We start from the raw sequence: 24,559 nt of genomic DNA on the forward strand, positions 1-24,559 counted from the left end.
CCTGAACATGGCGCGGCACCCTCAGGACACGGCCGGCAGATTGCGTGGAAGCACGGGGCGCCCCCTGTCGTCCAGCAGCACCCTGGGCGCTTCGGACTGCGACTCCAGCAGCGCGCCATCCACCTGCTCCATGGCCTCGTCCCAGCGCAGCCGGCCGGCTCGCACCCGGGCCAGCAGGGGCCGCATGGCATCCGTCCTGTCGAAGCGGGCCCCGGCCATCAGCGCCACGCAGACGTAGTTGAGCAGGTCGCGTGTTCCCGCGAGCCCGTAGCCGCGCGCGAAATGCATCTGCTGGCGCACAAACCAGTGCAGGGACAGCGGCGGCAGCTTGTCCCTCAGCTGCGGCTGGTTCAGGCGTATGTAGTACACCAGCAGGTCCGGCACCGCGGCCTCCACCAGCCGCTCCTCCTGGCTCTTGCGCAGCTGCAGCGGCAAGGCCACGGGTGCGGGCTGAGCGCCCCCTTGACGCGCATGTTCGTGCAGCTGGCCCGCGCGATCCCAGAACCACCAGCGCTGCACCGGCCCGAGCAGGTCCAGGCGCTGGCGATCGTCGAGCACGGCTTCAACCTCTTCCCCGGCCTGCGCATCGGCCTGACCCAGCAGGGTACCGAGAATGGCCGGATCCCAGAAGGCCAGGTACATGGACTTGCCGCCCGCCAGCTGCACGTCGGCAGCGCGGCGCAGGTGCGCCAGCGTGCCATCGAAATCGCAGCTGGAAGCCAGCAAGGTGGCGCACGGGACTGTATGGACCTGCTCCAGCAGATACAGCAGCAAGGCCTTCGGTGCGCCAGCAGGCTCTTCGCGGTCGCTGCCCAGCCGCACCAGCCAGGGGCTGGCCGCGCCTTCCTTGGAATCGCGCGCAAAGCCGAACAGGCCGGCGGCCCGCCCCGCCGGTCCGGGCAACCGGGCCAGCAGGCTTTTGTCCTGCGCGGCATCCAGCAAGGCGTACAGGTGCAGCGGCGTACCGGAACTGCTCTGCCGGGCCCGGGCCCAGAGCGCCTGCCATGTGTGGTCGGCAGTTGCCGTCATGCCGCCTCCTTGTTCACAAAGGGCGAGCGCTGCTGGGCACGCCGCACCAGGCATTCCACGCACACATCGCGTGCGCCGGACCCGGCCGCCTCCGGGCCTGCGGGGCAGGCGGCAGCCGGCCAGGCCAGAGCGGACAGCAGGGCTGCACCCACCCATTGGCGGCGTCCGAGGTTGGCGGGATGGCCGGCTTCGCCGCAAGCGTCACAGGAAAAATTCGTCAGGGAAAGCTGCATCGAGATCTATGCAAGACGGAGCGAGCGCCAGCACCCGCCCCCAAACAAAAAACGGCCATCATCTCACGATGACGGCCGCTGCCATTCAAGCCGGGACAGACGTCACAGGCCCGGAAGCTTGTAATCCTTGAGCTGTTCGCGCAGCTTGGTCTTGAGCATCTTTCCCGTGGCGCCCAGCGGAATGGCGTCCACGAAGACCACGTCGTCGGGAATCTGCCATTTGGCCGTCTTGCCTTCATAGAACTTGAGCAGCTCCTCGCGCGTGAGCTCGGCACCGGGCTTCCTGGCCACCGCGACAATGGGCCGCTCGTCCCATTTGGGGTGCGGCATGCCGATGCAGGCCGCCATGGCCACCGCCGGGTGGGCCATGGCGATGTTATCGATGTCGATGGAGCTGATCCATTCGCCGCCGGACTTGATCACGTCCTTGCTGCGGTCGGTGATCTGCATATAGCCGTCGGGATCGATGGTCGCCACGTCGCCCGTGGGAAACCAGCCGCGGCCCTGCTCGTCAGGGATCAGCGGGCTTGAGCCCTTGTAGTAGGTATCGACGATCCAGGGGCCGCGCACCAGCAGGTCGCCGTAGCTCTTGCCGTCCCAGGGCTGCTCCCGGCCGTCGCCGTCCACGATCTTCATTTCCACGCCATAGATGGCGCGGCCCTGTTTCTGCAGGATCTTCATCTGCTCGTCCCGGGGCAGCTCCAGGTGCTTGTTCTTGAGCGTGCACAGCGTGCCCAGCGGGCTCATTTCCGTCATGCCCCAGGCGTGCAGCACGCTCACGCCATATTCGTCCTGGAAAGCGTTGATCATGGCCGGCGGGCAAGCCGAGCCGCCGATCACCGTGCGCTTGAGCGTGGAAAAGCGCAGGCCGGCCGGCTTCATGTGGCCCAGCAGCATCTGCCACACGGTAGGCACGCCGGCCGCGAAGGTCACGCCTTCGGCCTCCATGAGTTCGTAGATGGACTTGCCGTCCAGCGCCGGCCCCGGGAACACCAGCTTGCAGCCGGTCAGCGGCGCCGAGTACGGAATGCCCCAGGCGTTGACGTGGAACATGGGCACCACGGGCAGCACCGAATCTCGGGCCGACAGGCACATCACGTCCGGAAGCGCCGCCGCATAGGCGTGCAACGTGCTGGAGCGGTGGCTGTACAGCGCAGCCTTGGGGTTGCCCGTGGTGCCGCTGGTGTAGCACATGCTCGAGGCCGTGTTCTCGTCGAACTGGGGCCAGTGGTAGCGGTCGGACTGCGAGCCTATCCAGGCCTCGTAGCTCAGCAGGCCCGGTATGCCGCTGTCGGCCGGCAGCTTGTCGGCATTGCACAGCGCCACCCAGCGCCGGACGGTCGGGCACTTGGCATGGATGGCCTGCACGATGGGCAAAAAGGTCATGTCGAAGCACAGCACGCGGTCTTCGGCATGGTTGACAATCCAGGCCACCTGCTCGGGGTGCAGGCGCGGGTTGATGGTGTGCAGCACGCGCCCCGAGCCGCTCACGCCGAAATACATCTCCATGTGGCGGTAGCCGTTCCAGGCAATGCTGGCCACGCGCTCGCCCAGTTCCAGCCCCTCGCCGTCCAGTGCATTGGCCAGCTGGCGCGCACGGGCCGCCAGATCCTTGTAGGTATAGCGGTGGATATCCCCTTCCACGCGCCTCGAGACGATCTGCGCGTCGCTGTGATGGCGCGCGGCAAACTCGATCAGAGAGGAAATCAGCAGCGGCTGGCTTTGCATCAGACCCAACATAGATATGTCTCCTGGATATCGGTGGAATGTCGTTGTAGTGATCGCGGCACATACTAACCGGGCGGCCGCACCACGGCTGTGCGGACTGTCACCAATGTGCGGGGACAACGACGTTTTTGCGCGCCGGCCCCTCATGTTTCCAGGTAAATCCCGATATAGCCGCTGGCCTTCCAGGGCCACTTGGCCCGGGGACAATGGAGGCATGAGCAAACCACTCGCGCAACCGTCCGCAACCGGCGACTTCGCTGCGCAGCCTTCCCGTTCCCCCCGCTGGCGCCAGCCCGGCCGATTCGAAGCCCTGGGCAGTGCCTTCTTCACCTACCTGCCGCCCACCCCGCTGGTGCAGCCGCACTGGGTCGCCACCAGCGCCAGCACCGCGCAGTGGATGCAGCTGCCTCCAGGCTGGCTGCCCGGCGACGAAGCCCTGCAGGTACTGGCCGGCAATGCGGTGGCCGCCGGCAGCCGCCCGCTGGCCAGCGTCTACAGCGGGCACCAGTTCGGCGTCTGGGCCGGGCAGCTTGGCGACGGCCGGGCCATCCTGCTGGGCGAGACCGCCAACGGGCTGGAGGTACAGCTCAAGGGCGCCGGGCGCACACCCTACTCGCGCATGGGCGACGGCCGCGCCGTGCTGCGCTCCTCGATCCGCGAGTTCCTGTGCAGCGAAGCCATGCATGCGCTGGGCATTCCCACCACGCGCGCCCTGGCCCTCATCGGCTCGCCCCAGCCCGTGCAGCGCGAGACCGTGGAGACCGCCGCCGTCGTGACCCGCGTGGCCGAGAGCTTCATCCGCTTCGGCCACTTCGAGCACTTTGCGGCGCGCGACATGCAGGCCGAGCTCAAGGCCCTGGCCGACATGGTGATCGACGAGCATTACCCCGAGTGCCGCTCCGCCACCACGCTGGCGGGCAATGTCTATGCCAATTTCCTGCAGGCCGTGAGCGAACGCACGGCGCGGCTGCTTGCGCAATGGCAGGCCGTGGGCTTTTGCCATGGCGTGATGAACACGGACAACATGAGCATCCTGGGCCTGACCATAGACTACGGCCCGTTCCAGTTCCTCGATGCCTTCGACCCCGGCCATATCTGCAACCACAGCGACAGCCAGGGCCGCTATGCCTTTAACCGCCAGCCGCAGGTCGCCTACTGGAACCTGTTCTGCCTGGGCCAGGCGCTGCTGCCGCTGATCGCCGACGAGGAGCTGACGATCGCGGCGCTGGAGTCGTACAAGCAGGTCTTTCCGGCCGCCTATGCCGCGCAGATGCTGCGCAAGCTGGGCCTGCCCGCTGATTCGCCAGGCACGCCGCCGACCGAAGGCCGGTTCGCGCAGCTGGTCAACCCGCTGCTGCAGCTGCTGGCCGACAACCGCGTGGACTACACCATCTTCTTCACCCGGCTGACCGAGGCGGTGCAGCAGATGCAGGACGGCAGCCAGCCCGATTTCGAACCGCTGCGCGACATCATCCTGGACCGCGCCGGCTTCGACGCCTGGGCGCTCTCCTATTCAGAGCAGCTTGCGCTTTCCGATCCTGCCCAGGCGGCCGATTTGATGCAAAAATCCAATCCGCGCTTCGTGCTGCGCAACCATCTGGGCGAGACCGTGATCCGCGCCGCCCAGGCCGGCGACTTCGCGCCCGTGCAGCAGCTGCTGGCCGTGCTGCAATCCCCCTTCGACGCCCACCCGGCCCATGCGGCCTGGGCCGGCTTTCCGCCCGACTGGGCATCCACCATCGAGATCAGCTGTTCATCATGAGCTTTCCCGTCCAGAAAACCGATCAGGAATGGCAGAAAATCCTGCAGGACAAGGGCGCCGAGCCCGCGGCCTACCAGGTCACGCGCCATGCGGCCACCGAGAGGCCTTTCACCGGCAAGTACGAGCAGTTCTGGGCCGACGGCAGCTACCACTGCATCTGCTGCGGCGCCAAGCTGTTCGACTCCCGCACCAAGTTCGACGCCGGCTGCGGCTGGCCCAGCTTCGACCAGGCCGTGCCGGGCGCGATCACCGAGATCGTGGACCGCAGCCACGGCATGGTGCGCACCGAGACCGTCTGCAGCAACTGCGGCGCCCACCTGGGCCATGTGTTTCCCGACGGCCCCACGGACACGGGACTGCGCTACTGCATGAACTCGGCTTCGCTGCAGTTCGAGGAACCGTCCGGTTCCTGAGGCCGTCGCCCTCGCCCGAAACCGCCCGCCGCGCCCGGATTTACGTCCTGCGCCAGGGTACGTTTGGTGCATGATGGCGGATTGGCGCGAGCGCGGCCATCAGCCGCCTCGCCACCATTGTTCCAATGATTGCCTGCGCATGAAGCTGCTGATCGACTTCTTTCCCATCATCCTGTTCTTTGCGGCCTTCAAGGTCTGGGGCATCTATGCCGCCACGGCCGTGGCCATCGTGGCCACCGTGGCCCAGATCGCCTACCTGCGCATGAAGCACGGCAAGGTCGAGCCCATGCAGTGGGTGAGCCTGGGCGTGATCGTGCTGTTCGGCGGCGCCACGCTGCTGGCCCACAACGACAGCTTCATCAAGTGGAAACCCACGGTGCTGTACTGGCTCATGGGCGGCGCGCTGCTCGTGGGCCAGTTGCTGTTTCGCAAGAACCTGCTGCGCTCGGTCATGGGCGCACAGCTGCAGCTGCCCGATGCCGTCTGGCTCAGGCTCAACTGGGCCTGGACGGCCTTCTTCGCCCTCATGGGCGCGCTCAACCTCTGGGTCGCCTACAACTTCAGCACCGACACCTGGGTCAATTTCAAGCTGTTCGGCGGCATGGGCCTGATGGTGGTCTTCGTCATCGGCCAGGCCATCTACATGAGCCGCTACCTGCCGCAGGACGACAAGGACAAGACCGGCAACTCCACCCCAGCACAGCAGGACCAGCAGCCATGAACGCAGCCGCCCCCATCACCGCCGAAGCCATGCAGGCCGTCCTCGCGCGCAGTCTCTCGCCCAGCCATCTCGAAGTGCTCGACGAAAGCTACCAGCACGCCGGCCATGCCGGAGCCAACGGCAGCGGCATGGGCACCCATTTCAGGGTGCGCATAGCTTCGCCGCTGTTTGAAGGCAGGAGCCGAGTGGCACGCCATCGCCTTGTGTATGATGCGCTGCAAGATTTCATTGACCAGGGCGTGCATGCCATTGCCATTGAAACTCTTTAAGAGCGTATTGACGTTCTGGCAGGCTCCGCAGTTCGGAGCCTGTTGTTTATCCGCGCAAACTTCTACCTCTCATAGTTTGGAATTCGCATGAGCCTGAATCAAAAGCTCCTGACCCGTCTGTTGGCCGTGACCGTGCTGGGCACTGCCGCGCTGTCCGCTTCGGCCCAGAACGTGGCCATCGTCAACGGCAAGCCGGTGCCCGTCGCCCGCGTCAACGCCCTGAAGCAGCAGATCGAGCAAAGCGGCCAGCCCGTGACGCCCGAGATGGACAAGATGATCAAGGACGAGGTCATCGCCCGCGAAGTCTTCATGCAAGAGGCCAACCGCCGCGGCCTGGCCAGCTCCGACACCTACAAGCAGCAAATGGAAATGGCCCGCCAGACCGTGCTGATCCGCGCGCTGTTCGAGGACTTCCAGAAGAAGAACCCCGTGACCGATGCCGAGGCCAAGGCCGAGTACGACAAGTTCGTGGCGGCCAACGGCGGCAAGGAATACAAGGCCAGCCACATCCTGGTGGAGTCGGAAGACCGCGCCAAGGCCATCATTGCCGAAATCAAGGGTGGCAAGAAGTTCGAGGACATCGCCAAGAAGGAATCCAAGGACCCTGGATCGGGTGCCCGCGGCGGCGATCTGGACTGGGCCAACCCCAACAACTACGTGCCCGAGTTCACCGAGGCCCTGGTCAAGCTCAAGAAGGGCGAGATGACCCAGGCCCCGGTCAAGAGCCAGTTCGGCTGGCATATCATCCGCCTGGACGACGAGCGCCAGGCCGAACTGCCCAAGTTCGAGGATGTCAAGCCCCAGATCGTGCAACAGTTGCAACAGCAAAAACTGGCCCAATTCCAGGAACAGCTGCGCGAGAAGGCAAAAATCCAGTAACATGGCCTGACGCCAGCACGCAGATGCTGGCCAGACCATCACCCAGCCCGCCTTGTGCGGGCTTTTTTTCGCCTGCGCGGCTACCTTACGGGCGACCTATCGTTCTTGCGAAGCCGCAGGCTGCGGCTTCTTGCGCGCTTTTTCACGCGGGCGACAGCCCGAAGGGGCGGCCTGGCCGGGCAAGGCTTGCGCGTTCTCCAGGGCAGCGGGCTTGCCGGCCACGCCGAGGGCTTCCTCGTCGGCAGCGTCGGGGCACCAGGGCAACTGCGCCGGCCTGCTCTGCTTTGCATCGGCTGCCGGCGTTTGAGCAGCCCGCTCCTGCGGGGGCCGCACGGCCTTGGCGGACTCTTCGGCGGCGGCGGGCGCCGGGCGGATTGGCGCATGGCGTCCATCGGTCGGCATGGGGGCCGGCGGTGCGGCAGACCCAGGCAACTGCTCGGCCCTGCCTGCCGGCGCATCGGTGCCCCGGGGCGCGGTTTCGGCTGCAGGCGTTGGCGAGGCATCGCGGCTGCCGCCCTCCCGCCCGGCAGGATGCTGCAGCATCAGCCAGCCCACCAGACCCAGGGCTGCCAGGCCACCCAGCGCATGGCGCCGCCAATGCCGCTCGTTGGCTGCGGGCTTGCCAACGAAATCGCGGGTGTCCGGCGGCGCTTTGCGGCCGGCAGGCTCGTCTCCTGCCTCAGCAGCACTGCCGAGCCCATGGGCTTGCGCCGCCCGCCGGCGCGCATGGGCCAGGATGCGCTCGCTGCTGGCCGCATCCGGGCCGCGGTCCTCGGCCACGGCATCCAGGTAGATGTCGCGCAGAGCATCGGTCTTGCGTTCGCCAGGCGTTGCGGGGCTCATGCCAGTTCCTCCAGCGCCGCGCGCAGCTTGGCGCGCGCATAGCGCAAACGGCTCTTGGCCGTTTCCTCGGCCACGCCGGTCGCTGCGGCAATCTCGGCCAGCGACATATCGGCCTCCACCTGCAGCAGAAAGCACTCGCGCTGCTGCGGCGGCAGGCCGGCCAGCGCCTGCAGCAGCGCGCGGGCCGTCAATTGCCGGTCCAGGCAATGCTGGGGCTCGAAACCCGAGGCCGCAAACAGGCTGTCGGCCAGGCTGCGGGCCTCCTCGCTGTCGCCGCTCAGGCTGAGCGTCGGCCTGCGGCGGCGCCAATGGTCGACCAGGCGATGGTGGGCCATGGTGAACAGCCAGGTGGTGAATCTGCTGCGGACTTCATAGCGGGCAGCGCTGTCCGCCACGGCAAACCAGAGGTCCTGGCTCAGATCATCGGCCAGGGCTGCGTCGGCCGTGTTACGAAAGAAATAGCGCCACAGGCGCAGGCTGTGCCGGCCATACAGCTGCTCGAAGGCCGCGGCATCCCCTGCCGCATAGGCGCGCATCAGCGCTTCGTCGCTGAGATCGGCAGGAGAATCGGGCGCAAATGCGTTCACGGCCATGCGCCCGATTATGCAAACTCCGTCCACGCCATTCCGGCCGGGTCAGGTCAGATCAATAGGCCGGAGGGTCGGGCACAAAGCCGTCGCCGGGAAAGGCACGGGGTCCGCGCGGCGCCGGGCTGGGCCGGGGCCTGGGAATCACGCCCCTGGCCAGCAGGTTGTCGAAGCTGTCGTAGCGTATGCGCACCAGCTGTTCGGGCCGCCGGGTGGCGCTGTCGAAGCGGGTGGTGGAAACATGCGAGACCTCGATGGCGCCATGGCCTGTCCCCAGCGATGGCGCCGGCGCGGGTGCGGCGCGTGCCCCCGATTTTTCGGCCTGGCGTGGCGCAGCGGGCACAGCCGCCTCTGCCGCTGCGGCCGAGCCGTCGCCAGCACCCGGGGCGGATTCGTAGACGACGGCCGGCGGTTTTTCGCGGAACAGCGCCACCCCGATCACGCCCACATCCTGCGGCCGGCCCGTGCGGCTGGCATAGGACATGTCGCTTTCCGCGAAATAGAAGGCGGCCACCTTGTCCAGGCTCTTGCGCCAGCCCTCGATATCGGAGGATTCGCCGCCATCGAACACATAGCCGTCGTCGGGCCGGGCCGCCGCACTCCTGCCGGTGAGCACGTTGAGCCCGTCCACGCTGATCACGCCCAGGATGCGGCCCGGGGTGTTGTTGCGCACGCGGATCGCGTAATTGGCGCCCGGGCGCCCGGCCACCCAGTATTCGCCGCGGTGGCGATAGACGGGCAGGACCCTGCCGCTGGCCCGCTCCACGATGCTGATGTCCGCCAGCGGGCCGGCCGGCGCAGGCAGCGCGGAGGCCGCGCCTGCACCGGCTGCGGCCAGCCAGGCGGTGCCGGCCAGGGCGCCCAGCAGCGCTGCACGGCGCGCGCCAAAGGCTGCGGATGAGGAAGGGAAAGGGGAAATGCGCATGGCTTGCTCCGGGGAAAGTCGATGACAGCTGCTGAAACGCGCCATACCGGCCAACGGGGTTGAATAAGACCCTCGCAATTGCAAGCATTTGCAACATCGAGCACTCCTCCCCGGCCATTGTCTGCGGATTGCATGGATGAAAGGCAGGACAGAGCTGCGCCGGCTATGGCCCGTTCTCTGGCAGAATCGCCGACGCCCCTGCAAGGCAGGCCGACCGGCCTTTCCTGCATGGGCATGCTGGGGGTGCCCCGTCCGCAGGACGGGGCTGAGAGAGTCCCTTTGAACCTGATTGCGCAAGCGGCGGCCGCCCGGCCCGGCTTGCCCGAGATCATCCTCGCGCAGGGAAGCTGTTCGCGGTGTCGCCCGGCCCGAGCCGGAAGCGGCACCCCGCTGTGGCCCTGCTGCGCTTTCCGGCGGAGCCCTGATGACGTCTTCAACTACCTCTTCCACCTCCAACGAGGCTTTGGCGCCCGTTGCGGCGCAGGCGCGCGTGTTTGCCTGGCGCGACCATGCCTCGCTGTGGTTCAGCCTGGGCGTGGGCCTGCTGGTCATGCAGATGGGCGCCTACCTGCTGCCGGCCCTGAGCCCGCGCGAGGCCCTGGCCGCCATCGTGCTGGGCTCGCTCACGGGCGCCGGTCTGCTGGCCTGGGTGGCCAAGCTGGGCTGCGACAGCGGCCTGGCCAGCGCCGGGCTGATGCACGGCGTCTACGGCCGCCGCTTCGCGCGCCTGCCCATCGTGCTCAACATCGTGCAGCTGCTGGGCTGGGGCAGCTTCGAGCTGGTGGTGATGCGCGACGCCACGCTGGCCCTGGGTCGCCAGAGCGGCGCCATGGCCGCCGCCTACTGGCCATGGCTGGCCACGCTGCTGTGGGGCGGCGTGATCGTGCTGCTCATGAGCGGCTCCATGGTGACGCTGGTGCGCCGCATCGTCTCGCGCGTGGCACTGCCGCTGGTGGTGCTGTCCCTGCTGTGGCTGAGCTGGCAGTTCCTGGCCATGGCCGGTGCCCAGGGCTTTTCCACATTCATGGACCGCCAGGGCGACGGCAGCATGGGCATGCTCTCGGCCATGGACCTGGTGATCGCCATGCCCATCAGCTGGCTGCCGCTGGTGGCCGACTACGCCCGCCACGGCAGGAGCGGCAAGTCCGCCCTGACCGGTACCTGGACGGGCTTTGCCGTCGCCAACATCTGGTGCTATGCGCTGGGCGTGCTGGTGGCGCTGACGCTGCCCAGCGAGGATCTGGTCACGGCCCTGCTGCTGGCCCAGGGCGGGCTGATTGCCCTCTCCCTGGTGCTGATCGACGAAGTGGACAACGCCTATGGCGATGCCTATTCGGCCGCCCTGTCGGCCCACAGCCTGCAGCCGGCCTGGAGCATCCGCCGCTGGGGCTTGCTGGTGGCCGTGCTGTGCACCGTGCTGGCCCTGGTACTGCCCATGCACAGCCTGGAGCCTTTCCTGCTGATCCTCAGCTCCTGCTTCGTGCCGCTGTTCGGCGTGATGCTGGGCCGCCTGGCCTTCGGAGCCGATGTCCAGGAACGGGTGCGCAACGCGCCAGCCGTGCGCTGGGGTGCCGTGTCGATCTGGATCGCCGGCATTGCCTTCTACCACCTGGTGCCGCTGGTCAGCACCGCCGCCGGCTCGGCCCTGCCCACGCTGATCGTGACCTTTGCCGCAGCGCTTGCGACGCGCGGCCTGCGGGCCGGTAATGCCGGTGCCGTGCAAGCCTCCTGAGAAACAATCAGAACAGGAGCTGGCCGCGCTGGTTAATCAGCGCCGACAGCCTTTTTCAGGGAGATTCAGCGGGCGCCGCCTGCCTGCAGCAGCCGCACGACCTCTGCCTGGCCGCGGGCGCGGGCATGGGCCAGGGCCGTGACACCCTGGGCATCGGGCAGGTTCAGTTCGGCCCTGGCGGCTATCAGCTCGCTCACGATGGCCTGGTGGCGGGGCCCGCCATCGGAGAGCAGCACGGCCTCCAGCAGGCAGGTCCAGCCCAGGCGGTTGACGTGGTTGACATCGACCCCGGCCGCAATCAGGGCCTTGGCCGTCTCCACATGGCCGCGCTCGCAGGCGGGTATCAGCGCCGTGCCGCCATATCGGTTGGTGCTTTTCAGGTCGGCGCCATAGGACATGGCCATGCGCACGATCTCCAGCCGCCCCTGTGCGCCGGCCAACAGGAAGGCGCTGTCGCTTTGCCGGTTCTTGAGGTTGGGGTTGGCGCCGTGCAGCAGCAGCGAACGGGCCACCTCGATATGGTTGCCGGCCGTGGCCAGCAGCAGCGCGGTGTTGCCCTGTTCGTCCTGGGCATCGACGGGCGCGTCCCGGGCCAGCAGATCCCGCACGGCCTCGGCATCGCCCCGTGCCGCGGCATCGCGCAGCTTCCGCCCCAGCTCTGCGTTGCGGCCGGACGCTTGCACAGCCTGTGCGACAGGCTGGACCGACGCCCCCCGGCCGGCGTCCGGGCCGGAACTCTGGCAGGCCGCAAGCACGGCGGCGGCCAGGCCGCTCGTCAGCCAGGCTACCGGCCCACGCCCCGGACCTGTCGTATCTGCAGTCTTCATGATGGAACCCTCCCTGCCAGGCGAACGATGGTGCCGCAGCGACGCCCGCCACCGGGGAGCGCTGTCAGCTTCATTCAGGAACTATAGCGGCACACGATGATCTCAAGCGGTTTCCATGCTGTTTACGAATGTTTTTTCTGAAAGGAGACCCAGCCCCGTGCTTTTGAACAATCGCCGCACTGCCGCCTGGCTGACAGCCGCTTCCCTGGCTTTCGCCGCCCTCTCGACCGCCGTGATGCCTGCAACTGCGCATGCCCAGGAATTTGTAAGCATCAAGGGCAACAGCGTGAATGTGCGGGAAAAGCCCACGACCCGCTCCGCCACGCTGTGGGAGCTGAGCAAGGGCTATCCGCTGCAGGTGACCCGGCGCCAGGGCCAGTGGCTGCGCGTCCGGGACTACGAGGCCACGCTGGGCTGGGTGCATGCGCCGCTGACGCAAAAGACGCCGCATGTCGTGGTCAAGGCCCGCACCGCCAATCTGCGCGCCGGCGCCGGCCAGAACCACCGCGTGGTCGGCAAGCTCGAACAGCACGAAGTGGCGCGTACGCTGAAGAAACAGGGCAGCTGGCTGCAGGTGCAGCGCAGCAACGGCCAGAGCGGCTGGGTGGCCAAAAGCCTGGTCTGGGGCTGGTGACCTGCCCCCCCGGAGTCGAAAGGCCTGCAATGCAGGCCTTTTTTCGCAGGTGAATTCGTGCGTGAAAGGCTTCAGGGCTGCACGACGATCTGCGCCCTGGGCGCATAGCCGTGGTTGAGCGGCCCATGGCCGCGGCCGGTGTAGACATCGGCCCCGGCCGCGATCGCCCCCAGGATGTAGCTGCGCGCCTCGGTCACGGCCTCTACCAGCGGCAGGCCCTGGGCGAGGAAGCAGGCAATCGCCGACGACAGCGTGCAGCCGGTGCCGTGGCCGTTGTGGGTGACGATGCGCTGCGACTGCAGGCGCAGATACTCGCCGCTGGCCTGCCCCTGCCGGCCCAGCACGTCCATCACCAGATTGCCGGGCAGATGGCCGCCCTTGAGCAGCACGGCAGGCGCACCGGCGCCGCCCAACGCGAGCAGATCGGCCACGGCGGCGTCCAGCGCTTCGATGCCGTCGATGCTGCGGCCCAGCAGCAGTGCGGCTTCGTCCAGGTTGGGCGTGACCACCGTGGCCAGCGGGAACAGCTCCCTGACCAGCACCCGGGCCGTCTCGGGCGCGATCAGGCGGTCGCCGCTGGTGGCCACCATCACCGGGTCCAGCACCACATTGCGGATGCCGTGGCGGCGGATCGCGTCGGCAACCACCTGCACCACCTCGGGCGTGGCCAGCATGCCGATCTTGACGGCGTCCACGCCGATATCGCCCACCACGGCATCGATCTGGCCGCGCACGGTATCGAGCGGAATGCCGTGGATGCCCGTCACGCCCAGCGTGTTCTGCACCGTGATCGCCGTGATCGCCGTCATGCCATAGCAGCCCAGGGCGCTGCAGGTCTTGAGATCGGCCTGGATGCCGGCGCCGCCGCCGCTGTCGGAGCCGGCAATGGAGAGCACGCGCGCATAGCGCTTGCGCGCTGCCGTGGAGGAGGATTCGGAAGCGGTGGTGGAGGCGGTCACTGTCATGGACAAAAATTATCGCCCATGCGACCAGTCGAAACGCGGTGTTTGCAGTTGTGCTGTAATGCCTGCTGACGGACGAAACAGGGGTGTCCCATGCGGCGCGCGGCTGATGCCGCGCCTCCAGACCGGATGTGCGACTGAGAAATACCCTGGGGCTGCGGTCTCCAAGACCCGAAAGCTGCTGCCACCCGCGCGGCCTGCCCCCTGCACCCGATCCAGGTCATGCTGGCGTGGGGAGTTTCAGCACTACTGCATACGCACCGCGTTTTGTCCTGCACTTGGGGATGCATCCCTGCAGGTCGGCAGATGTGGCCTCCATGTGCGCCTTGACGGAAAACGAACAGCACATGTCCTTGCTTGAAGCTTCTTCGCGCGTTGCAATCCTGGGCGGCGGCCTGATGGGCCGTTTGCTGGCCCTGGCCCTGGCCCGGCGCGGCCATGCGATCGACCTCTACGATGCCCAGGGCCCTGCCGGCGAAGGCGCCGCGGCCCGTGTGGCGGCGGCCATGCTCGCGCCCCTGGCCGAATCGGCGATCACCGAGCCCGGCGTGGTGCGCATGGGCCAGCACGGCCTCAAGCGCTGGCCCGAACTGCTGGCCCAGCTCGATGCCCCGGTCTTCCACCAGCAAAACGGCACGCTCATCCTCTGGCACCGCCAGGATCAGGGCGACGCCCAGCGCTTCTTCGGCGTGCTGGAGAAGAACCGCCGCATCAATCCCAGCCTGCCGGCCATGCAGTCTCTGGCAGGTGCCGAGCTGCAGGCCTGCGAGCCGGCCCTGCAGAACCGCTTCACCCAGGGCGTCTACCTGCCCGGCGAAGGCCAGCTCGACAACCGCCAGCTGCTGGCCGCGCTGGTGAGCACGCTGGAGCACATGGGCGTGAAGCTGCACTGGAACAGCCCGCGCGAACTCTGCGACTTCGCCCCCGGCACGGCCGGCCAGCCCGATTTCGTTTTCGACTGCCGGGGCCTGGGCGCCCGCACGCAGTGGAGGCAGCTGCGCGGCATCCGCGGCGAGGTCGTGCGCGTGCATGCGCCCGAGGTGACGCTGCAGCGCCCCACGCGGCTCATCCACCCGCGCTACCCCATCTACATCGCACCCAAGGAAGACCATCTGTTCGTGATCGGCGCCACCGAGATCGAATCGGACGACATGTCGCCGGCCTCGGTGCGCTCCACGCTGGAACTGCTGAGCGCCGCCTACACCGTGCACCCCGGCTTTGCCGAGGCCCGCATCGTGGAGATCGCCACCCAGTGCCGCCCCACGCTGCCCGATAATCTGCCCGCCGTGCGCCTGCTCGCGCCGCACGTGATGGAAGTCAACGGCCTGTACCGGCATGGCTTCATGATCTCGCCGGCCATGCTGGACGTGGTGCTGGAGCTGATCGACGAGGACGGCGACTCCGCGCTGGCGCGCGAATTCGATGTGGCCGTCCACCGCGAATCCGAGCACGCGCTTGCCGCGCACTGAGCCGGCGATTGCAGGCCATGTGAACTTTGGCGCACAGCTCTCCTACCCTGGCCATATGCAAGCCCGCAGCCGCCAGCGCTTACCGTTGGAGCCCTCGTGCAGCAGACCCGCCGGCCGCTTCGGCGGCCCGCTTGCCCGTTTTGACTGTTTTGACCGTTTGCCCACCATGAAGATCACCATCAACCAGCAAGCCACCGAACTGCCCGCCTCCGCCACCGTGGCCGATGCGCTGGCGCAGCTGCAGGCCAGGCCCCCGTTTGCCGTGGCAGTCAACACCGTTTTCGTGCCCAGGACCCAATATGCGGTCCATGCGCTGCAGGACGGGGACAGGATGGAAGTCATCTCCCCCGTGACGGGAGGATGACCCGCTGAGGCACCGCATGCCTTCCCACCCAAGGAGACGACGCCTTCGCCGGGGCGGCCCCGCCGCAAGGCGGATATTGCCCGGTGTCTCTGGCTCAGGCCGTGTCAGCTTCAGGTGCTGCAGGCCGTAATTTGAAGATTGAAGAGAAAAGTCATGAACCATTCGACAACCACCGCCGACGATGCCCTGGTCCTGTACGGCCAGCGCTTTGAAAGCCGCCTGCTGCTGGGCACCTCGCGCTACCCTTCGCCCGCCGTGCTGGAAGCCGCCGTGCAGCGCTCGCGCCCCGCCATGGTCACGGCCTCGCTGCGCCGCCAGGGCAGCAATGCCGCCGAAACCGGCGCCAGCTTCTGGGAACTGCTGCGCAAGCTCGACGTGCCCGTTCTGCCCAACACGGCCGGCTGCATGACCATCCAGGAGGCCGTGACCACGGCCCAGATGGCCCGCGAGGTGTTCGACACGCCGTGGATCAAGCTGGAGCTGATCGGCGACGACTACACGCTGCAGCCCGACACGCTCAACCTCGTGGAAGCCGCCTCCACCCTCATCAAGGACGGCTTCCAGGTGCTGCCCTACACCACCTACGACCTGGTGCTGTGCCAGCGCCTGGTGGACGTGGGCTGCCAGGCCGTCATGCCCTGGGCCGCGCCCATCGGCACGGGCCGCGGCCCTGTCAATCCCTATGCGATGCAGATGCTGCGCGAGCGCCTGAAGGTGCCGCTGATCGTCGACGCCGGCCTGGGCCGCCCTTCCCATGCCTGCACCGTCATGGAATGGGGCTATGACGCCGTGCTGCTCAACACCGCCGTAGCCCTGGCCGAAGACCCCGTGGCCATGGCCGGCGCCTTCGCCGATGCCGTGAACGCCGGCCACGCCGCCTGGCGCGCCGGCGCCATGGCCGAACAGGTGGCCGCCCAGCCCAGCACGCCCGTGCTGGGCACGCCCTTCTGGCACCACGAGTAAACAGACGCAAGGCCGCTCATGAACACCGCTGAAATCCAGGCACTGGCCCAGGCCATCATCCACCACCACGGCGCCACGTTTGCCGCGCAGGCACCCGACGGGCAGATCGACCATGTGCAGCTGACCGCCCAGCCGGTTCCGCCCGCGCTGCGCAGCGAGCCCGCCTATCTGGCGGCGCTGCAGGCCTGCAGCGCGCTGAGCTTCATCGCCGTGGATGCCGAAACCCTGGCCCAGGCCTGGCAACGCCAGGCCGAACGCACCAATCAGTTCGACGCCACGCACTGGCCCGACGATCCGCGCGATTTCGGGCTCGCCGGCACAGACCCGGCCCAGGCCTTTGCCCGCTGCCCGCGCGAGCTGGGCCTGTACGGCGTGCTGCCCACGGCCGAATGGGTGGGCCGCATGGCGCGCGCCGGCGTGCCCACGGTGCAGCTGCGCTTCAAGTCGGATGACCGGGCCGCCGTGGCCCGCGAGGTGAAGGCCGCCGTGGCCGCCGTCGAAGGCACGGACGCGCGCCTGTTCATCAACGACCACTGGCAGGCCGCGCTGGATGCCGGCGCCTATGGCGTCCATGTGGGCCAGGAAGACCTGGACCTCATCGGCCACCGCGACCTGGAGACCATCCGCACCTCCGGCACGCGCCTGGGCGTCAGCACCCACGGCTATGCCGAAATGGTGCGCGCCCACGCCGTGCAGCCCAGCTACATCGCGCTGGGTGCGGTGTTCCCGACCACGCTCAAGAAGATGGCCACGGCCCCGCAGGGGCTGGCGCGCCTGGCCGCCTATGTGCGGCTCATGCAGCAGTATCCGCTGGTGGCCATCGGCGGCATCTCGGCCGATCTGTTCCCCGCCGTGCGCGCCACGGGGGTGGGCTCGGTGGCCGTGGTCCGCGCCCTGGTCAATGCACCGGACCCGGAAGCCGCGGCCGCGCATCTGCTCGAGCGCATGAAGGCCTGAACCGGGCGGCCCGCGCGCCGCCGCCTGCAAGAACTACGCTTTCGATAGCTGCCGGCGCTTGTCCACAAGCGCCAGCAGCTTTTTTCATTGCCATTTTGCTTACACGCAAGCGCCGGCTCCCGCCGCATCGGCCGGCAGCACCGCCCTGCCCGCTTCCACCGCGGGCATTCATGCGCGCCGTCCTCTGGCACACTGCATAGCCGATTTCGCCATTGACGCAAGCCCCGTTCGCGCCACGCGCGGACACGCAGGCGACAGGTGCAGCACCGGCATCGCCGAAGCGCCCGGTCCCACACGCGACAATGAACCAGTCTTCAGTCACGCATTAGACAGATCATGGACGACCCGATTCTTACTATGGAAGAACGTGAAGCGATCAATTCCGGTCGCTGGTTCTCATCCCTATCGCCCTCGCTTCGGCACGACATTCTTCGATGCGCCTACGTCAAACGATTCCGAGATGGCTCGCTCATCTGCGCCCGCGGCGAACCGCCCGAGGAGTGGATCGCCTGCGCCAAGGGCGCGGTGCGCGTGAGCTCCACCTCGATCACGGGCAAGCAGATCACGCTGACCTATGTGGAGCCTGGCATCTGGTTCGGCGACGTGGCCATCCTGGACGGCGACAAGCGCACGCACGACGCCTATGCGCATGGCGAGACCACGCTGCTGTGCGTCTCCAAGGCCGACTTCAAGCGCATCCTGGGCCTGCATGTGGAATTTTCGGAAGCCATTCTTCGCCTCAATGCGCGCCGCGTGCGCCAGCTCTACGGCCTGGTGGAAGACCTCAACACCCTGCCGCTGCGCGCGCGCCTGGCCAAGCAGCTGCTGCACCTGATGCGCAGCTATGGCGTGATGAGCCTTTCGGACAGCAGCGAGATCCGCATCGGCCTGCATCTGGCGCAGGAGGAGCTGGCCCAGCTGCTGGGCGCCTCGCGCCAGCGCGTGAACCAGGAGCTCAAGTCCATGGAGCGCGAGGACGTGATACGCATCGAGCCAGGCGGCCTGGTGGTGCGCGACCGCGACACGCTGCTGCGCATCGCCGATACGGATCACTAGCCCCCCTGAGCCGCTTTGCGGCTTCCCCCCAACGGGGGGACGACACCTTCGCTGCGAGGCGGCTCTTGCTCGGTGTCCCTGATCTAGGCCATGCCTGTTTTGAGGACAGCCACCTTCGGCTACCCCTCGTTTCTACGCCGCTTTCGCGGCAATTCCCCCTCTCCTATGCAGATGCTCGCTGCGCTTTTTTGGCGCAGCGTGGCGGCTTGCGTGCGCCCACCACAAATCGAACAAAGGACTAAACATCCATGAGCACTTTTGACCATTTCGTCGGCACCCGCCCCGTTTCCGAGCAGCATGCGTTCGATGTCGCTGCGCTCACGGCCTGGATGTCCGGCCATGTCGACGGCTTTGCCGGCCCGCTGCAGGTGGAGATGTTCAAGGGCGGCCAGTCCAACCCCACCTACAAGCTGATCACCCCGGGCAAGCAGTATGTGATGCGCTCCAAGCCCGGCCCCGTGGCCAAGCTGCTGCCCTCGGCGCATGCGATCGAGCGCGAGTTCCGCGTGATGAAGGGGCTGGCCGGCACCGACGTGCCCGTGCCCCACATGTACGCGCTGTGCGAGGACGAGTCGGTCATCGGCCGCGCCTTCTACATCATGGAATGCATGGAGGGCCGCGTGCTGTGGGACCAGTCGCTGCCCGGCATGACGAGCGCCGAGCGCGGCGCCATCTACGACGAAATGAACCGCGTGATCGCGGCGCTGCACAGCGTGAAGTTCGCCGAGCGCGGCCTGGCCGACTACGGCAAGAGCGGCAATTACTTCGAGCGCCAGATCGGCCGCTGGAGCAAGCAGTACGTGGCCTCCATCACCCAGCCGATTCCCGAGATGGACAGGCTCATGGAATGGCTGCCTGCCCACATGCCGGCCAGCGCGCGCGACGAGAGCCGCGTCTCCATCGTGCATGGCGACTACCGCCTGGACAACCTGATGTTCCACCCCACCGAGCCGCGCGTGATCGCAGTGCTGGACTGGGAGCTGTCCACGCTGGGCCACCCGCTGGCCGACTTCAGCTACCACTGCATGGCCTGGCACATCCCCACGGCGCTGGGCCGCGGCATCGGCGGGCTGGACCTGGCGGCGCTGGGCATTCCCGCCGAATCCGAATACATCCGCCGCTACTGCGAACGCACGGGCATCACCGATCTCGACACCCTGCACAAGGATTGGAACTTCTACCTGGCCTACAACATGTTCCGCATCGCCGCCATCCTGCAAGGCATTGCCAAGCGCGTGGAGGCCGGCACGGCCTCCAGCGCCCAGGCCAAGGCCTCGGGCGACACGGCCCGCCCCATGGCCGAACTGGCCTGGTCCTTTGCCCAGCGCAGCTGACCGCTGTACCGACAACGCCCCTCCCACCCATTCTCACTGCCCGACAACAAAAGGAGCACCCATGGACTTCGAATACTCGCCCAAGACCCGGGACTTGCAGCAGCGCCTGCTCAAGTTCATGGACGACTACATCTACCCGGCAGAGAAGGAATACGCCGACGAAATGGCGGCCAAGACGGCCGCCGGCAAGCGCTGGACGCCGCTCGAGACCATCGAGAAGCTCAAGCCCAAGGCCCAGGCCGCCGGCCTGTGGAACCTGTTCCTGCCCGTGGACAGCGCCGCCGCCTCCGGCTACGACGGCGCAGGCCTGACCAACCAGGAATACGCGCCGCTGGCCGAGATCATGGGCCGCGTGCCATGGTCCAGCGAGGTCTTCAACTGCTCCGCCCCCGACACCGGCAACATGGAAACCATCGCGCGCTACGGCAGCGCGGAGAACAAGGAGCGCTGGCTCAAGCCCCTGCTGGAAGGCAAGATCCGCTCGGCCTTCGCCATGACCGAGCCTGAAGTCGCCTCGTCCGACGCCACCAACATCTGCACGCGCATCGAGCGCCAGGGCGACGAATATGTGATCAACGGCCACAAGTGGTGGATCTCGGGCGCCGGCGATCCGCGCTGCGCGGTGTTCATCACCATGGGCAAGACCGATCCCGAAGCGCCCAAGCACTCGCAGCAGAGCATGATCCTGGTGCCGGCTGACGCCAAGGGCATCCGCATCGTGCGCCCGCTCAACGTCATGGGATATGACGACGCGCCCCACGGCCACATGGAGATGTACTTCGAGAACGTGCGCGTGCCCGCCAGCAACATCCTGCTGGGCGAAGGCCGCGGCTTCGAGATCGCCCAGGGCCGCCTGGGCCCCGGCCGCATCCACCACTGCATGCGCCTGATCGGCCTGGCCGAGCGTGCGCTCGAGCTCATGTGCAAGCGCGCCTCCAGCCGCGTGGCTTTCGGCAAGACCGTGGCCCAGCAGACCGTGACGCAGGAGCGCATCGCCGAGGCACGCTGCAAGATCGACATGGCCCGCCTGCTCACGCTCAAGGCCGCCTGGCTGATGGACGTGGCCGGCAACAAGGTGGCCCGGACCGAGATCGCCATGATCAAGGTCGTGGCCCCCAGCATGGCCTGCCAGGTCATCGACTGGGCCATGCAGGTGCATGGCGGCGGCGGCATGTGCGACGACTTCCCGCTGGCCAGCGCCTATGCCCATGCACGCACGCTGCGCTTTGCCGACGGCCCCGACGAAGTGCACCGCAACGCCATCGCCAAGTGGGAGCTGGGCAAGTACGGCGCCTACGGCAGGAACGCCGAGGCCCCCGTCACGCGCGGCGGCTGATTCTTCATCCTTCCTCCAACGGCGTCGGACACGCCGCTTGCCCCGCTGTCCGGCCGCGGGGCATTTTTTTACGCGGCCATTTCAGCTTGCTGCATTTTTCATAGCTCATGGCGCAAGCCGTATGCAGGAATAACAATTAAGAACAAACGGATATGAATACAGGCATGCGCCAGACGCTACCTGAAAGATAGCAAGCAGGCATTTTTCCCACACCACAAAAAAGCGCCTGACCCCGGCCAGGTCAGGCGTTTTTTCACGAATGGCGCAGCGCGGGGGCTGCCAGCACTTCCTTGCGTCCTGCGTGCGGGCCTAGAAGCTCTCCCACTCCCCCTCGTCGGCGGTCGCGGCCTTGCTCTGGCCGGACAGGGTCTTGGTCGCAGCAGGGGCCATCTTGGCAGGCGCCGACTTTGCCGCGGCCGCCTTGGCAGGGACAGGCTGCGCCGGCCGGACTGCCGGTGCCTTGGCGACGGCAGGAGCGGCTGCAGCGGCACGGGCCGGAGCCAGTGCCGGCGTTGCGCCCTGGTAGGCGCCGAGCTTGAAGAAGCCCACCACCTCGGCCAATGCCGTTGCCTGGCCGCGCAGCGCATCGGTGGCTGCGGCAGCCTCTTCCACCAGGGCTGCATTCTGCTGCGTCATCTGGTCCATCTGCGTCACGGCCTGGGACACCTGCTCGATGCCCGAGGTCTGCTCATGGCTGGCTGCGGAGATTTCGCCCATGATGTCCGTCACGCGGCGCACGCTCAGCACGATCTCGTCCATGGTGCGGCCGGCCTCCTCGACCTGGCTGCTGCCTTCCTGCACCTTGGTCACGGAGTCGTCGATCAGCTGCTTGATCTGCTTGGCCGCCTCGGCCGAGCGCTGGGCCAGCGTGCGCACTTCGGAAGCCACCACCGCAAAGCCGCGACCCTGCTCGCCGGCCCGCGCCGCTTCGACCGCGGCATTGAGCGCCAGGATATTGGTCTGAAAGGCGATCGAGTCGATCACGCCGATGATGTCCACGATCTTGCGCGAGGCATCGTTGATGGCCGACATGGTCTGCACCACCTGGGACACGGCCGCGCCGCCGCGCACGGCCACCTGGGAGGCCGCCGAGGCCATTTGGTTGGCCTGCTGGGCATTGGCACCGTTTTGCTGCACGGTGGAAGTCAGCTCCTCCATGGATGCCGCGGTTTCCTCCAGCGAACTGGCCTGCTGCTCGGTGCGCGAGGACAGGTCCTGGTTGCCCATGGCGATCTGGCTGCTGGCCGAGGCAATGGAGTCCGTGCCCTGGCGCACCTCGCTCACGATGCGCTGCAGGCTGGTATTCATGGACTTCAGGGCCTGCAGCAGCTGGCCGACTTCGTCGGTGCTGTGCGGCTCGATCTTGCCGCTCAGGTCGCCTTCGGCCACCCGCTGCGCCAGCTGCACGGCCGACTGCAGCGGCCGGGCGATGGAGCGCGCGATCAGCACGGCCAGCGCAATGCCCACGGCGATGGAGCCCAGCACCAGGGCGCCGATCCACCAGCGTGCGGAAGCATACAGGTCGTCGCCCTCCTGGTTGGTACGGTCCACGTCACGGCTGTTGATCTCGGTCAGCGCATCCAGCTGGGCATTGATGCCGCGGCTGATTTGCACCGACTCGCCCCGCAATATGGCCGCAGCCTCGTCGTTGCGCTGCATGTGGGACAGCTCGACCACCTTGGCGGTCTGCTGCGCATAGCGCTGCAGATCCTTGCCGATGCCCTCCAGCAGCTCGCGCTCCTTGGCTGTCTCGACGTACTGGGCATAGGCCTGGTGGTTCTTGAGCAGCTCGTCCCACAGCTTGGGCATGGTCTTGTCGTAGACCGCCATTTCCGCCGGCTCGGTGGCCATCACGTGCTGCATGGTCTGGGAACGGTAGCGCTGCAGCTGGTAGCGCATGTCCTGCAATGTGCGGGCTGCAGGCATCCAGTGCGTGGCCAGGTCGGTGGCGGTCTGGTTGACCTTGGCGATCTGGAACAGGGCAAAGACGCCCGAACAGGCGCTGAGCACCAGAATGAACACAAACGAAGCCAACAGCTTGTTCGCCAGTTTGAGATTGCGAAAGAAAGTCATAGGGAGGCGGGCGCCGCAATTGCCGACCGAAGGGCTGGCGCCATACAAGAAACGGTGAACAGGGACTCAATACAGCTTCCAGCCCGGGCCCGGAACAACCTGCTTCAGGCCGCTGCCCTGCCGTGCATCCGCTTGCCAATGGCCGGATCGAAAGCTATGGCAGGCTTTTCGGCAGAAGCCGCCAATGCTTGAGCTTTGGCATTCTAGGCTCCATTTGTTAATTTATGTGACAACAGTTTTCGCAAAAAACCGCACTTTTCGTCCAACCTGCCCGTGACATTGGCGGGCCATTGCCTCCCATGTGCGCTGCGCATGAGAAAATCGAAAGCTATCTTTAAAGAACACAACGGACACACCATGGAAGCAGAACGCGTCAACTCTATCGGCAACACCCTCGAAGATCTGTCCGAGCGCACGGCGGATCTACGGAGGTATCTTTGACTACGATGCCAAGTACGAACGCCTGCGCACGGTAAACGCATCGCTGGAAGACCCCAACGTCTGGAACGACCCCAAGAAGGCCCAGGAGCTGGGCAAGGAAAAGAAGTCCCTGGACTCGGTCGTGCTGACGCTGCAAAAGCTCACCAGCGAGCTGGCCGACAACTCCGAGCTCTTCGAGATGAGCAAGGAAGAAGGCGACGATGCCGGCCTTGAGACCATCGAGGCCGAGGCCGCCAAGCTGCGCCCGCTGATCGAGGAGCTCGAGTTCCGCCGCATGTTCAGCAACGAGGCCGATCCGCTCAACTGTTTCATCGACATCCAGGCCGGCGCCGGCGGTACCGAAGCCTGCGACTGGGCCAGCATGCTGCTGCGCCAGTACCTGAAGTACGCCGAGCGCAAGGGCTTCAAGGCCACGGTGGAAGAAGAAACCCCGGGTGACGTGGCCGGCATCAAGAGCGCGACCATCAAGGTGGAAGGCGAATACGCCTACGGCCTGCTGCGCACCGAAACCGGCGTGCACCGCCTGGTGCGCAAGAGCCCGTTCGACTCCTCGGGCGGCCGCCACACCAGCTTCTCCTCGCTGTTCGTCTACCCCGAGATCGACGACTCCATCGAGATCAACATCAACCCGGCCGACGTGCGCACCGACACCTACCGCGCCTCGGGCGCCGGCGGCCAGCACATCAACAAGACCGACTCGGCCGTTCGCCTGACGCACATCCCCACGGGTATCGTGGTGCAATGCCAGGATGGCCGCAGCCAGCACAGCAACCGCGACGTGGCATGGCAGCGCCTGCGCTCGCGCCTGTATGACTTCGAGATGCGCAAGCGCATGGAAGAGCAGCAGAAGCTGGAGGACACCAAGACCGACGTGGGCTGGGGCCACCAGATCCGCTCCTATGTGCTGGACAGCAGCCGCATCAAGGACCTGCGCACCAACGTGGAAGTCTCTGCCACCCAGAAGGTGCTGGACGGCGATCTGGACGTGTTCATCGAAGCCTCGCTCAAGCAAGGCCTCTGAT

General features: G+C 66.9%; 24 protein-coding genes. 15 read left to right on the forward strand and 9 right to left on the reverse strand.

Annotation, left to right across the window (positions count from 1 at the left end; genetic code table 11):
- Window positions 1-21: 21 nt before the first annotated feature.
- From Cte04_RS00895 to Cte04_RS00905, 3 genes are all read right to left on the reverse strand, one after another.
- Window positions 22-1,029, reverse strand: a complete 1,008-nt coding sequence (locus Cte04_RS00895) for a DUF4123 domain-containing protein (RefSeq protein WP_066470253.1) — start codon at window positions 1,027-1,029, stop codon at window positions 22-24.
- Window positions 1,026-1,262, reverse strand: coding sequence for a hypothetical protein (locus Cte04_RS00900; protein ID WP_066470256.1), 237 nt, complete (start codon window positions 1,260-1,262; stop codon window positions 1,026-1,028). The genes Cte04_RS00895 and Cte04_RS00900 overlap by 4 nt, the downstream gene beginning before the upstream one ends.
- A gap of 102 nt (window positions 1,263-1,364) precedes the next feature.
- A complete protein-coding gene (locus Cte04_RS00905; RefSeq protein ID WP_066470259.1) occupies window positions 1,365-3,002 on the reverse strand; it encodes a 3-(methylthio)propionyl-CoA ligase in 1,638 nt (545 codons plus the stop codon).
- A 202-nt stretch (window positions 3,003-3,204) separates the two neighbouring features.
- Here Cte04_RS00905 and Cte04_RS00910 point away from each other — a divergent pair, with 202 nt between their 5' ends.
- From Cte04_RS00910 to Cte04_RS00930, 5 genes are all read left to right on the forward strand, one after another.
- Entirely contained in the window at window positions 3,205-4,752 is a 1,548-nt protein-coding gene (locus Cte04_RS00910; protein ID WP_066470262.1) for a protein adenylyltransferase SelO, read from the forward strand.
- The gene (gene msrB / locus Cte04_RS00915) at window positions 4,749-5,165 is read left to right on the forward strand and encodes a peptide-methionine (R)-S-oxide reductase MsrB (protein WP_066470265.1); all 417 of its coding nucleotides are present in this window, start codon (window positions 4,749-4,751) and stop codon (window positions 5,163-5,165) included. The genes Cte04_RS00910 and msrB overlap by 4 nt, the downstream gene beginning before the upstream one ends.
- A gap of 139 nt (window positions 5,166-5,304) precedes the next feature.
- On the forward strand, window positions 5,305-5,886 hold the full coding sequence (locus Cte04_RS00920) for a septation protein A (RefSeq protein WP_066470268.1): 582 nt from the start codon (window positions 5,305-5,307) through the stop codon (window positions 5,884-5,886).
- A complete protein-coding gene (locus Cte04_RS00925) occupies window positions 5,883-6,155 on the forward strand; it encodes a BolA family protein (protein ID WP_066470271.1) in 273 nt (90 codons plus the stop codon). The genes Cte04_RS00920 and Cte04_RS00925 overlap by 4 nt, the downstream gene beginning before the upstream one ends.
- A gap of 87 nt (window positions 6,156-6,242) precedes the next feature.
- Window positions 6,243-7,034, forward strand: coding sequence for a foldase protein PrsA (locus Cte04_RS00930; protein ID WP_174522868.1), 792 nt, complete (start codon window positions 6,243-6,245; stop codon window positions 7,032-7,034).
- A gap of 96 nt (window positions 7,035-7,130) precedes the next feature.
- On the opposite strand, the gene Cte04_RS00935 is transcribed toward Cte04_RS00930, so the two are convergent.
- Genes Cte04_RS00935 through Cte04_RS00945 form a run of 3 tightly spaced genes read right to left on the reverse strand, consistent with a single transcriptional unit; the run spans window position 7,131 to window position 9,389 of the window.
- Window positions 7,131-7,877 carry a hypothetical protein gene (locus Cte04_RS00935; RefSeq protein WP_066470272.1) on the reverse strand — a complete coding sequence of 249 codons (747 nt, stop codon included), beginning with the start codon at window positions 7,875-7,877 and terminating at the stop codon, window positions 7,131-7,133.
- On the reverse strand, window positions 7,874-8,470 hold the full coding sequence (locus Cte04_RS00940; protein ID WP_066470273.1) for a sigma-70 family RNA polymerase sigma factor: 597 nt from the start codon (window positions 8,468-8,470) through the stop codon (window positions 7,874-7,876). Before Cte04_RS00940 ends, Cte04_RS00935 begins: the two co-directional genes overlap by 4 nt.
- A 52-nt stretch (window positions 8,471-8,522) precedes the next feature.
- A complete protein-coding gene (locus Cte04_RS00945) occupies window positions 8,523-9,389 on the reverse strand; it encodes a hypothetical protein (protein ID WP_066470275.1) in 867 nt (288 codons plus the stop codon).
- Window positions 9,390-9,813: 424 nt separating this feature from the next.
- Between Cte04_RS00945 and Cte04_RS00950 the strand changes: the two genes are divergently transcribed.
- Complete coding sequence (locus Cte04_RS00950; protein ID WP_066470278.1) at window positions 9,814-11,121, forward strand: purine-cytosine permease family protein; 1,308 nt, start codon at window positions 9,814-9,816, stop codon at window positions 11,119-11,121.
- Between the two features lie 65 nt (window positions 11,122-11,186).
- Here Cte04_RS00950 and Cte04_RS00955 read toward each other — a convergent pair whose 3' ends face one another.
- On the reverse strand, window positions 11,187-11,948 hold the full coding sequence (locus tag Cte04_RS00955) for an ankyrin repeat domain-containing protein (RefSeq protein WP_083526428.1): 762 nt from the start codon (window positions 11,946-11,948) through the stop codon (window positions 11,187-11,189).
- A 115-nt stretch (window positions 11,949-12,063) separates the two neighbouring features.
- Between Cte04_RS00955 and Cte04_RS00960 the strand changes: the two genes are divergently transcribed.
- A complete protein-coding gene (locus tag Cte04_RS00960; RefSeq protein WP_066470281.1) occupies window positions 12,064-12,582 on the forward strand; it encodes an SH3 domain-containing protein in 519 nt (172 codons plus the stop codon).
- Between the two features lie 71 nt (window positions 12,583-12,653).
- On the opposite strand, the gene thiD is transcribed toward Cte04_RS00960, so the two are convergent.
- The gene (gene thiD, locus Cte04_RS00965; protein WP_066470284.1) at window positions 12,654-13,547 is read right to left on the reverse strand and encodes a bifunctional hydroxymethylpyrimidine kinase/phosphomethylpyrimidine kinase; all 894 of its coding nucleotides are present in this window, start codon (window positions 13,545-13,547) and stop codon (window positions 12,654-12,656) included.
- Between the two features lie 344 nt (window positions 13,548-13,891).
- Between thiD and thiO the strand changes: the two genes are divergently transcribed.
- The 7 genes from thiO to Cte04_RS01000 all read left to right on the forward strand — a co-directional run bounded on the left by thiO (window position 13,892) and on the right by Cte04_RS01000 (window position 21,023).
- Window positions 13,892-15,013: a glycine oxidase ThiO gene (thiO, locus tag Cte04_RS00970; RefSeq protein WP_083526471.1), complete on the forward strand. Its 1,122-nt coding sequence runs from the start codon at window positions 13,892-13,894 to the stop codon at window positions 15,011-15,013.
- Between the two features lie 166 nt (window positions 15,014-15,179).
- Window positions 15,180-15,377 (forward strand): sulfur carrier protein ThiS, encoded by a 198-nt coding sequence (thiS, locus tag Cte04_RS00975; RefSeq protein ID WP_066470285.1) that lies wholly within the window; start codon window positions 15,180-15,182, stop codon window positions 15,375-15,377.
- Window positions 15,378-15,530: 153 nt separating this feature from the next.
- Window positions 15,531-16,340, forward strand: coding sequence for a thiazole synthase (locus Cte04_RS00980; protein ID WP_066470288.1), 810 nt, complete (start codon window positions 15,531-15,533; stop codon window positions 16,338-16,340).
- Window positions 16,341-16,358: 18 nt separating this feature from the next.
- Window positions 16,359-17,297, forward strand: a complete 939-nt coding sequence (gene thiE / locus Cte04_RS00985) for a thiamine phosphate synthase (protein ID WP_066470291.1) — start codon at window positions 16,359-16,361, stop codon at window positions 17,295-17,297.
- Window positions 17,298-17,633: 336 nt separating this feature from the next.
- On the forward strand, window positions 17,634-18,353 hold the full coding sequence (locus Cte04_RS00990) for a Crp/Fnr family transcriptional regulator (protein ID WP_066470293.1): 720 nt from the start codon (window positions 17,634-17,636) through the stop codon (window positions 18,351-18,353).
- A gap of 248 nt (window positions 18,354-18,601) precedes the next feature.
- Complete coding sequence (locus Cte04_RS00995) at window positions 18,602-19,687, forward strand: phosphotransferase (protein ID WP_066470295.1); 1,086 nt, start codon at window positions 18,602-18,604, stop codon at window positions 19,685-19,687.
- A 61-nt stretch (window positions 19,688-19,748) separates the two neighbouring features.
- On the forward strand, window positions 19,749-21,023 hold the full coding sequence (locus Cte04_RS01000; protein WP_066470297.1) for an acyl-CoA dehydrogenase family protein: 1,275 nt from the start codon (window positions 19,749-19,751) through the stop codon (window positions 21,021-21,023).
- Between the two features lie 309 nt (window positions 21,024-21,332).
- Here Cte04_RS01000 and Cte04_RS01005 read toward each other — a convergent pair whose 3' ends face one another.
- Window positions 21,333-23,096: a methyl-accepting chemotaxis protein gene (locus Cte04_RS01005; RefSeq protein ID WP_066470300.1), complete on the reverse strand. Its 1,764-nt coding sequence runs from the start codon at window positions 23,094-23,096 to the stop codon at window positions 21,333-21,335.
- 357 nt (window positions 23,097-23,453) lie between these two features.
- Between Cte04_RS01005 and prfB the strand changes: the two genes are divergently transcribed.
- Window positions 23,454-24,558 (forward strand): peptide chain release factor 2 gene (gene prfB / locus Cte04_RS01010; RefSeq protein ID WP_157081777.1). Its coding sequence is split into 2 segments (ribosomal slippage): window positions 23,454-23,534 and window positions 23,536-24,558, totalling 1,104 coding nucleotides; the frame shifts between segments, so codons are not numbered across the junction.
- The last annotated feature ends 1 nt before the right edge of the window (window position 24,559 follow it).

Source organism: Comamonas terrae, from assembly GCF_001544075.1.
GTDB classification, from domain to species: domain Bacteria; phylum Pseudomonadota; class Gammaproteobacteria; order Burkholderiales; family Burkholderiaceae_C; genus Comamonas; species Comamonas terrae.